Genomic DNA, 7,443 nt, shown 5'->3' on the forward strand with positions numbered 1-7,443 from the left:
GTCACCGCCGTCTTCCCGGCCGCCCTCCAGGACGGCACGCCCCCGGACGTGCCGTCCGGGGAGGCGCCGGTCACCCCCCGCTGAGCGTCCGGGCGTGCAGCAGGAGCAGGCCCGCCAGGGTCGAGCCGGACCCGATCTCGCCGCGCGCGGCCAGCTCCGGGACCGACGACAGCGGCACCCACTCGATCCGCTCCGCCTCCACGTCGGTCGGCTCGCCGATCCGCTCGGCGCCGTCCGCCCGGAAGATGTGGTGGATCCCGTCGTGCAGCCCCGGCGACGGGCGCACCGCCACGACGTGCTCCAGCGGCCCGGCGCGGTACCCGGTCTCCTCGACCAGCTCGCGCGCCGCCGCCTCCGCCGGGTCCTCGCCGTCCTCGACCCGGCCGCCCGGGACCTCCCAGCCCCAGGCGCCGGTGATGAACCGGTGCCGCCAGATCAGCAGCACGCGGCCCGCGCCGTCGACCGCCGCCACGCCCGCGGCGGGCCGCACCCGCACGAGATGGTGGTCGAAGCGCCGCCCGTCCGGCAGTTCCACGTCGGCCAGCCGCACGTCCATCCAGGGGCTGTCGTAGATCGATCTCTCGCCGTGCACCGTCCATCGCATGGCCGGACGCTATCGGGGGCTTTCAAAGCCTTACCGGTAGGGTCAGGATCAAGGGGGACGGCGCGACCGCCGGGGGGCGGGCCCAGGCCCCGGGGCCATCGCCCGGAGGGCGCTGTCAGGGAGGGGAGCGCAAGCGGTGAGCACTGAGGCCGGCAGGGCGCCGGAGGCGGCGCGGGACCGGATCTTCACGGTGCCGAACATGCTCAGCCTGGCGCGGCTCGTCGGAGTCCCGTTCTTCCTGTGGCTGGTGCTGGTCGAGCAGGACTGGTGGGCGCTCGGGCTGCTGGTGTTCGCCGGCCTGTCGGACTGGCTGGACGGCAAGCTCGCGCGGGCGCTGAACCAGACCAGCAAGCTCGGCATGCTCCTGGATCCGGCCGCCGACCGGCTGTACATCTTCGCGACGCTCGTCGGCCTGACGATCCGCGACATCATCCCGCTGTGGCTGCTGGTCGCGCTGGTCGCGCGCGAGCTGGCGATCACCCCGATCGCGCCGATCGTGCGGCGGCTCGGGTACGGCGGGACGCTTCCCGTGCACTTCATCGGCAAGACGGGCACATTGTGCCTGCTGTACGCCTTCCCGCTGCTGCTGCTGGGCGACCATGACGGGGCGGCGGGCACCACGGCGAAGGTGATCGGGTGGTCCTTCGCCATCTGGGGGACGGCGCTGTACTGGTGGGCGGCCGTCCTGTACTGGGCGCAGACGCGGCAACTGGTGCTGGCCGGCCGCGGCGCGCCACCCGACGGCGCGCCCGGTCCGGGCGCGCGGCCCCCGGCCGGCGAGCAGAAGGGAGCTGAGACCCCCCGATGAAGGCCGTCGTGATGGCGGGTGGCGAGGGGACGCGGCTGCGTCCGATGACCGCCAACCAGCCCAAGCCGCTGCTGCCGCTCGTCAACCGGCCGATCATGGAGCACGTGCTGCGGCTGCTGAAGAAGCACGGGTTCAGCGAGACCGTCGTCACGGTGCAGTTCCTGGCGGCGCTGATCCGCAACTACTTCGGCGACGGCGAGGAGCTCGGCATGTCGCTGAGCTACGCGACCGAGGAGGTGCCGCTCGGCACCGCGGGCAGCGTGAAGAACGCCGAGGCGGCGCTGCGCGACGACCGGTTCCTGGTGATCTCCGGCGACGCGCTGACCGACATCGACCTGACCGACATGGTGCGCTTCCACGAGCGCAACGGCGCCCTCGTCACCATCGGCCTCAAGCGCGTCCCGAACCCGCTGGAGTTCGGGATCATCATCGTGGACGACGAGGGCCGGATCCAGCGGTTCCTGGAGAAGCCGACGTGGGGGCAGGTGTTCTCCGACACCGTCAACACCGGCATCTACGTGATGGAGCCCGAGGTGCTCGACCACGTCGCGGCGGGCGAGGTCGTCGACTGGTCCGGCGACGTGTTCCCCAAGCTGCTGGCGGAGGGCGCGCCGCTGTACGGGTACGTGGCGGACTGCTACTGGGAGGACGTCGGCACCCACGAGAGCTACCTGAAGGCGCAGGCCGACATGCTGTCCGGGCAGGTCGGCATCGAGCTGGACGGGTTCGAGATGTCGCCGGGCGTGTGGGTCGCCGAGGGCGCCGAGGTGGACGCGGAGGCCGTGCTGAAGGGCCCGCTCTACATCGGCGACTACGCGAAGGTCGAGGCCGGCGTCGAGCTGCGCGAGTACACCGTGCTCGGCAGCAACGTCGTGGTGAAGGAGGGCGCGTTCCTGCACCGCGCGATCGTCCACGACAACGTGTTCGTCGCGCCGTCGACGAACCTGCGCGGCTGCGTGGTCGGCAAGAACACCGACATCATGGCGGGCGCCCGCGTCGAGGAGGGCGCGATCGTCGGGGACGAGTGCGTCATCGAGGCGGAGGCGTACGTCTCCAGCGGTGTGAAGGTGTACCCGTTCAAGACGATCGAGGCGGGCGCGGTCGTCAACACCAGCGTGATCTGGGAGTCGCGCGGGCAGCGCAACCTGTTCGGGCCGCGCGGCGTCTCCGGGCTGGTCAACGTGGAGATCACGCCGGAGCTGGCGGTGCGGCTGGCCAGCGCGTACGCGACCACGCTGAAGAAGGGCACCACGGTCGTCACCGGCCGGGACGTCTCGCGCGCCGCCCGGACGCTCAAGCGCGCGGTGATCAGCGCGCTGACCGCCAGCGCGATCAACGTGCAGGACCTGGAGGCGACGCCGCTGACCGTCGCCCGGTTCGAGACCGGCCGCGAGGACTGCGCGGGCGGCATCTACATCCGCACCACGTACGGCGAGACCCAGGGCGTCGACATCATCTTCCTCGACCCGGACGGCGCTGACCTGTCGCAGGCCGCGCAGCGCAAGCTGGAGCGGGTGTTCGGGCGGCAGGAGTACCGGCGCGCGTTCCCCGGCGAGATCGCCGAGCTGACCTACCCGCCGCGGGTGGTGGAGACCTACACCCGCGACCTGCTGGACCGCATCGACATCAGCGGCGTCCGCGAGGCCGGGCTGAAGATCGTGCTCGACTGCGCGGGCGGTGTCGCGTCGCTGGTGCTGCCGAGCCTGCTCGGCCGCGTCGGGGTGGAGGTGCTGACCCGCAACAACGCGCTGGACGAGGCGAACCCGACCGAGACGCTGCCCGAGCGGATGCGCGACCTGGAGCGGCTCGGCGCGCTGGTGTCGTCGTCGCGGGCCGCGTTCGGCGTCCGGTTCGACCCGGTCGGCGAGCGGATCTCGCTGGTGGACGAGAACGGTGAGCTGGTGGCCGACGACCGTGCCCTGCTGGTGATGCTGGACCTGGTCGCGGCGGAGCGGCGCGGCGGCCGGGTCGCGCTTCCGGTGACCACGACCCGGGTGGCCGAGCAGGTCTGCCGGTTCCACGGCGTCCAGGTGGAGTGGACCTCGACCTCGCAGGACGTGCTGACCAAGGCCGCCGCGCGCCCCGACGTGATCTTCGCGGGGGACGGCCGGGGCGGGTTCCTGATGCCGGAGTTCAGCGGCACCGTGGACGGGATCGCGGCGTTCGTCCGGCTGGTCGGGCTCGTCGCGCGGACGCGGCTGACGCTGTCGCAGATCGACCGGCGCATCCCCGTCGCGCACCTGCTGCGCCGGTCCGTCCCGACGCCGTGGGCGGCGAAGGGGAGCGTCATGCGGCACGTCGTGGAGGCCGCCGGGAGTCGCACCCTCGACACCACCGACGGGGTCCGCGTGGTGGGGGACGACGGCGGCTGGGTGCTCGTCCTGCCCGACCCGGCGGAGGCCGTCACGCACCTGTGGGCCGAGGGCCCGGACGCCGACGCCGCGCAGGAGCTGCTGGAGGAGTGGGCCGTCGTGGTGGAACGCGCGGGCTCGTAGCGCGCCGTGCGGCGCTTCAGCAGCGCTCGCGGGGCTTGAGGCCCCTCGCGTCGGGCTCCCGGTCGCCGTAGGCCTCCTCCAGGAACGAGACGAGCCGCTCGACGTCGCCGACGTCGGAGACCAGGCCGAGCGAGGCGCGGACGGCGCCGCCGCTCGGCAGGTGGAGCAGGTCGAGGTACTCGTCGAGCGTGCGCATGCCGCCGCGCAGCGTCCGCCGGTCGCGCAGGGCCTGCTCGGAGATGCGGAAGGCGCCCTCCCCGGCGCCCGGGTTGCAGAAGCAGCCGGTGCGGACGGAGATCCCGGCGGCGGCGGTGTCGCGGGCGATGATCCGCTCGTCCACGATCCGGCCCCGCGGGTCCAGGACGTTGAACGCGACGGTGCCGCCGCGCCGGTCCGTGCCGGTGGGGCCGTACACGCGGACCATGGCGGAGCCCGCGCCGTGCCGCAGCCCGGTCAGGCGGTGCAGCAGCCACGAGGTGAGGCGGGCGACCCGGCGGTGGACCAGGTCGATGCCGATGTCCTCGATCCACCGGATGCCGAACTCCACGTCCGGGATCGACAGGAAGTTCAGGGTGCCGTCCTCGAAGGCCGTCTCGTCGGGGGCCGGGACGTGCCAGCCGCCGAGCGCGCTGACCGCCTGGATCGTGCCGCCCGCGAACCACGGGCGGTGCAGCCGGGCGAGCGCCGTGCGCCGCGCGACCAGGGCGCCGACGCCGGTCGGGTAGCCGAACACCTTGTACCAGCTCACCGGGACGAAGTCGGGCCGCGTCCGGCTGAGGTCCAGGCGGTTCGCGGGGACGAACGCGGCCGCGTCAAGGAGGACGTCGTACCCGTGCGCGTGCGCGAGGTCGACCCACTCCAGGGGGTGCTGGACGCCCGTGAAGTTGCTCTGCGCAGGGTAGACGAGCAGCCCGCGGCGGCGGGAGAGGGCGCCGCGAACGTCGTCGTCGGGGACGCGCAGCTCGGCCCCGCGGACGGGCACGTTGACCACCTGCGCGCCGCGCGCGCGGGCGAACTCGCGGATGCCGTTGACCGAGTTGTGGTTGTCGCCGGTGAGGACGAGCCGGGAGCCGCGTCCGAACGGGTAGGCCTCGCCGACCAGCCGGCACGCGCCGGTCGCGTTCGGCGTGAAGATCACGTCGTACTCGTCGGGCGAGGCGTTGAAGAAGCCGAGGATCGCCGCGCGGGTCCGCTCGACGAGTTCGGTGGACGCGCTGGACGTCGGGTTCTCCGAGTGCGGGTTGCCGTAGCAGTGCCCGGTGAGCCGCCGGGCGTGCGCGCGGATCTGCGCGTCGGCCGCCACGCCCGCGCCCGTGTAGTCCAGGTAGGTCTGGCCGTTCGCGTCGAGATGGCCGTACTCGGCGGCCCTGAGGTCGTCCAGCCGGCTCGTCGAGGCGTACTCGGCGTCGGTGCCGGGCGTCGCCCCCGCCGCCCAGGAATCGGTTGAAGCGGACATCATGCTCCCCCGCGTACAAAGCCGCATCCTCCTCTAAGAACGGTCCAAAATCGGAGAACGGCGTGCAAGGGGGAGTGCTGACCTGTTCAGGACTTGATGGCCGTGTTTGGCGGTTTTCCGGCGCGAGGGGACGGGCCGTCCGCGGACGGCCGCGTACGGCGGGCGAGGACGGCGGCCGTCCCCGCCAGGAAGAGCGCCGAGAACCCGGCGAGGATCGCCCAGTCGGCGGCCACGGCCCGGGAGAACGTGCCGCCGTAGGAGGCCAGCAGCGGCGGCCCCAGCGGCGACCGGCCCGACGCCCACAGCCGGTCGACGCCCAGGCTGTGCCCGAGCCCCTCGAACGCCCACCGGTTCGACATCGCGTAACTCAGCCACCGTCCCGGCGCCGCCATCACCGGGACGGGCAGGATCGCGCCGACGAACAGCACCTGCGGGAAGCACAGCATCGGCAGGGCCATCGTCGCCTGCGCCGGGTCGGTCACCGCCGCCGACACCAGCAGCCCGAGCGCCAGCGCCGCCACCGAGCACAGCAGCAGCGTGGCGAACAGCTCCCCGTACGTCCGCCAGCCCGTCGCCGGCAGCCGGTCGAGCCCGCGCAGCACCCCGAGCATCAGCGCGTCCACCGCCGCCAGCAGCGGCAGCAGCACGGCCGCCTTCGCCAGCACGTACGGCCCGATCCGCAGCCCGGTCAGCCGCTCCCGCCGCAGCACCGGCAGCTCGGTGCAGATCTGCAGCAGCCCGTAGGTCAGCCCGAAGAAGAACCCGCCGAACGCGATCCAGAAGAGGATCATCACGGTCGCGCCCGGGCTCGGCGACTCCGGCGCGAACGCGCCCGGGCGGAACAGCACCGCGAACATCGCCAGCACCATGACCGGCGACCCCGCCAGCACGGCGAGCGTCAGCCGGTTCCCCGCCAGCAGGTCCAGGTTGCGCCGTGTCAGCAGCGCCCACTGGCGCAGCGCGCCGACGCCGGGACCAGGCACCGTCCCCTCGCGGCCGGGACGCCGGAACCGGGCGCCCCAGTCACCCTCCGCCGCGCTCGCGAGCCGCAGGTAGATCTCGTCGACCGAGGCGGCCCCGAACTCCTCCAGCGCCTCCTCCGGCGGGCCGTAGAACGCCAGCCGCCCGTCCGGCGCCAGCACCGCCACCCGGTCGCACACCGCGACGTCCGGCGGGTGGTGCGTCGTCATGACGACGGTCGTCCCCGCGTCGGCGAGGCCCCGCAGCAGCCGCATCAGGTCGGCGGCCGTGGCCGGGTCGAGGCCCGACGTCGGCTCGTCGAGGAAGAACACCCGCGGCCGCGTGAGCAGCTCGACCGCGATGCTGGCGCGCTTGCGCTCGCCGCCGCTCAGTCGGCCGACGCGCTGCCCGGCCCGGTCGGCGAGGGCCAGCGCGTCCAGCACGTCGTCCACGGCCTTCTCGGCGTCCTCCGGCGGCGTGCCGGCGGGCAGCCGGAGGCCCGCCGCGTACCGGAGGGTGCGGCGCAGCGGCAGCTCCTTGTGGACGATGTCGTCCTGCGGCACGTATCCGAGCGATCCGCCGCCGGCCTCGTGGCGCACCTCGCCCTCGGCGGGCGGCCGGACCCCGGCGATCGCGTCCAGCAGCGTCGTCTTGCCGGCGCCGCTGCCCCCGATGATCGCCACGAGCTCGCCGGCGCCGATCGTCAGCGACACGTCCCGCAGCGTGCGGCGCCCGCCGTCCACCCGCTGCCCGACCCCGCGCACCTCGATCACGTCACGCCCCCATCCCCTCCGGAGGGCGCGGCCGCCCCCAGAAGAACATGAACGACGCCGGGCGCGGAGTCCAGAGGCGGATCCCCGCCCGCCCCCGGCCGGCCGTCAGCCCACGGGGGCGTCGTCGGGCGTGCCGCCCGCGATCTCCGCCAGCACGTCCAGGGCCCTGGCGAGGACGTCCTCCGGCGGCGACGCCAGGCCGAACCGCACCGCCCGCGGCGCGGCGGCGCCGCCGACCACGAACGGCGCGGCGGGCGTGAAGGCGATGCCCCCGCGCGCCGCCGCGGCCACGAACGTCTCCGCCCGCCACGGCGCGGGCCGCTCCCACCAGCAGAAGTACGTGCCGG

5 protein-coding genes and 1 pseudogene are annotated in these 7,443 nt (G+C 73.9%); 2 read left to right on the top strand and 4 right to left on the bottom strand.

Annotation, left to right across the window (positions count from 1 at the left end; genetic code table 11):
- Positions 1–70: 70 nt before the first annotated feature.
- Complete coding sequence (locus ABZ914_RS42495) at positions 71–604, bottom strand: NUDIX hydrolase (RefSeq protein ID WP_500200435.1); 534 nt, start codon at positions 602–604, stop codon at positions 71–73.
- 136 nt (positions 605–740) lie between these two features.
- Here ABZ914_RS42495 and clsA point away from each other — a divergent pair, with 136 nt between their 5' ends.
- The gene (gene clsA, locus ABZ914_RS42500) at positions 741–1,412 is read left to right on the top strand and encodes a cardiolipin synthase ClsA (protein WP_500200436.1); all 672 of its coding nucleotides are present in this window, start codon (positions 741–743) and stop codon (positions 1,410–1,412) included.
- Positions 1,409–3,907: a sugar phosphate nucleotidyltransferase gene (locus ABZ914_RS42505; protein WP_387019160.1), complete on the top strand. Its 2,499-nt coding sequence runs from the start codon at positions 1,409–1,411 to the stop codon at positions 3,905–3,907. Before clsA ends, ABZ914_RS42505 begins: the two co-directional genes overlap by 4 nt.
- Before the next feature lie 16 nt (positions 3,908–3,923).
- On the opposite strand, the gene ABZ914_RS42510 is transcribed toward ABZ914_RS42505, so the two are convergent.
- The 3 genes and pseudogenes from ABZ914_RS42510 to ABZ914_RS42520 all read right to left on the bottom strand — a co-directional run.
- The gene (locus ABZ914_RS42510; RefSeq protein WP_500200439.1) at positions 3,924–5,366 is read right to left on the bottom strand and encodes an aminotransferase class V-fold PLP-dependent enzyme; all 1,443 of its coding nucleotides are present in this window, start codon (positions 5,364–5,366) and stop codon (positions 3,924–3,926) included.
- 83 nt (positions 5,367–5,449) lie between these two features.
- The gene (locus tag ABZ914_RS42515) at positions 5,450–7,096 is read right to left on the bottom strand and encodes an ABC transporter ATP-binding protein/permease (protein WP_500200441.1); all 1,647 of its coding nucleotides are present in this window, start codon (positions 7,094–7,096) and stop codon (positions 5,450–5,452) included.
- A 105-nt stretch (positions 7,097–7,201) separates the two neighbouring features.
- Positions 7,202–7,443, bottom strand: a pseudogene (locus ABZ914_RS42520) (PLP-dependent aminotransferase family protein); the annotation flags it as partial.

The organism is Spirillospora sp. NPDC046719 (assembly GCF_040645715.1).
Taxonomy (GTDB): domain Bacteria; phylum Actinomycetota; class Actinomycetes; order Streptosporangiales; family Streptosporangiaceae; genus Spirillospora.

Coding starts and splice junctions, on each gene's coding strand:
- ABZ914_RS42505 (WP_387019160.1), top strand. CDS start 1,409: ATGAAGGCCGTCGTGATGGCGGGTGGCGAGGGGACGCGGCTGCGTCCG.
- ABZ914_RS42510 (WP_500200439.1), bottom strand. CDS start 5,366: ATGATGTCCGCTTCAACCGATTCCTGGGCGGCGGGGGCGACGCCCGGC.
- ABZ914_RS42495 (WP_500200435.1), bottom strand. CDS start 604: ATGCGATGGACGGTGCACGGCGAGAGATCGATCTACGACAGCCCCTGG.